The following is a 3,071-nucleotide window of genomic DNA, read 5'->3' as shown; positions in this document are numbered from 1 at the left end:
GGGTGAACTCGTGGCCCCGGCGCTGCTGGAGCAGCGGACGGGAGGCGCGGTTCGGCTCCGCCTGGTCGCTCGCGACGGACGGGGTGGAGGACTCGGTCATGCGGTTGCGTCTGCTTCCTGGCCCGCGCTCTGCAGCAGGTCGATCGCTGCGGGCAGGTCGTCGGGGGTCTTGATCGCGACGGTCGGCGTGCCGCGCAGACCGCGCTTCGCCAGGCCGACGAGGGCACCGGCGGGGGCGAGTTCGATGATGCCGGTCACGCCGGCGGCCGCGAACGACTCCATCACGGCGTCCCAGTGCACCGGGCTCTGGATCTGCTGCACCATCAGGTCGACGAAGCGTCGGCCGTCGTCGACCCGGGAGCCGTCGGCGTTGGTCCAGATCGGCAGCGTCGGGTCGTGCACCGTCGCGTCGGCCGCCACGGGGGTGACGCGCTCGACGGCCGGGGCCATGTACCGGGTGTGGAACGCGCCGGCGACCGCGAGCGGGATGACCCGGGCCTTGGTCGGCGGGTCGGCGACGAGCGCGGCGATCGCGTCTGCCGCACCGGCGACGACCGTCTGGCCGCCACCGTTGTGGTTCGCGGGTACGAGGCCGTGCGCCTCGAGCGCGGCGGCGACCGCGTCGGCGTCCCCGCCGAGCACGGCTGCCATCGAGGTGGGTTCGAGCGCTGCGGCGTCCGCCATGGCACGACCGCGCTCGGCGACGAGGGTGATGGCGTCCGTCGACTCGAGGATGCCGGCGACCCCGGCGGCGGTGAACTCGCCGACCGAGTGTCCGGCGACACCGCCCACGAGGGCACGGCGGCCGTCGGCGAGCAGGGCGTCGGCGGTGATGAGGCCGGCGGCGACGATGAGCGGCTGCGCGAGCGCGGTGTCCTTGATCGTCTCGGCGTCGGACTCGGTGCCGTGTGCGGCGAGGTCGATGCCGATGGCCTCGGACCACGCTCCCACGCGGTCACGGACGGTGGCGTCCTCGAGCCAGGGGGCGAGGAAGCCGGGGGTCTGGGAGCCCTGTCCGGGCGCGACGACGACGATCACCGGACAATCCTGCCGGTCGCCCCGCGCCGCACCCGTGTGGACTTCCCACAGCGATGTCCACGAGACATTGTGCACTTCCCACCGACGGGACCGGGTGCGCCGACCGGCACCGACGGTGCGCTCACCGACGGTGCGTTCACCGACGGTGCGCTCACCGACGGTGCGTTCACCGACGGTGCGGGATGCGGCGCCGCCCGGCCGTCGACTCGGACATCGCGCCGAGGATGAGCGCGGACTGGACGATGAGGGCGTCCCGCGCGTGCGTGGCGTCCCATCCGATGATGTCCGCCACGCGGCGCAGCCGGTAGCGCACCGTGTTCGGGTGCACGAACAGCTCCCGCGCCGTGGCCTCGAGCGAGCGGCCGGTGTCGAGGTAGCACCAGAGCGTCTGCAGGAGTTCCGTCGACTGGTCCTTGAGCGGCACGTAGATCCGCTGGACGAGTGCTGACCGGGCGAGCGGGTCGCCGGCGAGGGCGCGTTCGGGCAGCAGGTCGTCCGCCAGCGCCGGACGCGGGGCACCACGCCAGGCACGGGCCACCGCGAAGCCGGCCAGGGCCCCCTTCGCGCTGGTGGACGCGTCGACGACGCCGGGGACCTCGTTGCCGAGCACCAGGTGTCCGTCGCCGAACGAGGGTTCGAGCGCCTGCGCGATGGCGGTGAACGACACCGGTTCCTCGCCCTCGGGCACGTCGTCACGCGGGGTGGCGCGACCGATCACCACGACGAGGCGTGACCCCTGCACGCCGATCAGCACGTCGGCGTCCATGTGCCGCGCGGTCCGCCGGATCTGGTCGACCTCGAGCTGCTTCGGCGCGTTGCCGACCAGTACCGCGACCTCGCCGTGACCGTGCCAGCCGAGTGCCGCGATGCGCGAGGGCAGCTCGTCGTCGTACTCACCCGACAGGATCGAGTCGACCACGAGCGCCTCGAGCCGGGCGTCCCACAGCCCGCGGGCCTCGGCCGCACGGGCGTAGACGTCGGCCGCCGCGAACGCGATGTCCCGCGAGTACTTGAGGATCGCCTCCTGCAGCATCTCGTCGTCCTTGGCGCGTTCCTCGACCACGGTGACGACCACGCGGATGAGCTGGAGCGTCTGCTGCAGGCTCACCGATCGCAGGAGCTCGCGGGGCGCCGAGCCGAAGACGTCCGCCGCGGCGATCCACGGGGTCGACGCGGTGCCCTCGAGCCAGCTGATGAACGAGGTGATGCCCGCCTGGGCCACGAGTCCCACGGCGGAGCGCCGCCCCGGTGGCATCTCGCTGTACCAGGGGAGGGTGTCCTCGAGCCGCTTGATCGTGGCGGTGGAGAGTTCCCCGGACACCTGACGGAGCCAGGAGAGCGCCCGCTCGCGCGCGCTCTCCTGGCTCTCGGAGTCCGGTCGGACCGTCGTCACCTGCTGATCAGCTCTCGCCGCCCGCGCTGCCCGTGGTGCCGGCGGTCACGTCGTGCAGACGGTACTTGTCGATCGCCTGCTGCACGAGTGCACCGTCGACCTTGCCCTGCTTCGCGAGCTGCTGCAGCGTCCGCACGACGACCGACGGGCCGTCGATGTGGAAGAAGCGGCGGGCGGCCGGACGGGTGTCCGAGAAGCCGAAGCCGTCGGCACCCAGGGTGGCGTAGTCGGTCGGGACGAACGGACGGATCTGCTCCTGCACGGCGTGCATGAAGTCGCTCACCGCGACGACCGGGCCCTCGGTGCCGAGCAGACGCTCGGTCACGTACGGGGTGCGGGGCGCCTCGTTCGGGTTGAGGAACGCGTGTTGCTCCGCGGCGAGACCGTCGCGGTACAGCTCACCCCAGCTCGTGACGCTCCACACGTCGGCCGACACGCCCCAGTCCTCGGCGAGCAGCTGCTGCGCCTCGAGGATCCACGGCACGGCCACGCCCGAGGCGAGCAGCTGGGCCTTGGGACCGTCGTGCTCGCTGCGGTTGAGCAGGTACATGCCCTTGACGATCCCGTCGACGTCGACGCCCTCGGGCTCCGCCGGCTGGACGATCGGCTCGTTGTAGACCGTCAGGTAGTACATGACGTC

3 protein-coding genes are annotated in these 3,071 nt (G+C 72.4%); all 3 read right to left on the bottom strand.

Annotated elements, in window-relative coordinates:
- Positions 1 to 96: 96 nt before the first annotated feature.
- Positions 97 to 1,038 carry an ACP S-malonyltransferase gene (locus I5E_RS07135; protein ID WP_022906376.1) on the bottom strand — a complete coding sequence of 314 codons (942 nt, stop codon included), beginning with the start codon at positions 1,036 to 1,038 and terminating at the stop codon, positions 97 to 99.
- 166 nt (positions 1,039 to 1,204) lie between these two features.
- Entirely contained in the window at positions 1,205 to 2,431 is a 1,227-nt protein-coding gene (locus tag I5E_RS07130; protein ID WP_022906374.1) for a PucR family transcriptional regulator, read from the bottom strand.
- A 7-nt stretch (positions 2,432 to 2,438) separates the two neighbouring features.
- Positions 2,439 to 3,071, bottom strand: a 633-nt coding sequence (locus I5E_RS07125; protein ID WP_031261783.1) for a transketolase-like TK C-terminal-containing protein, incomplete at its 5' end; no start/stop codon positions are given.

The organism is Curtobacterium sp. B18, from assembly GCF_000333375.1.
In the GTDB taxonomy this organism is placed as follows: domain Bacteria; phylum Actinomycetota; class Actinomycetes; order Actinomycetales; family Microbacteriaceae; genus Curtobacterium.
This window is presented reverse-complemented; position numbering and strand designations above follow the sequence as displayed.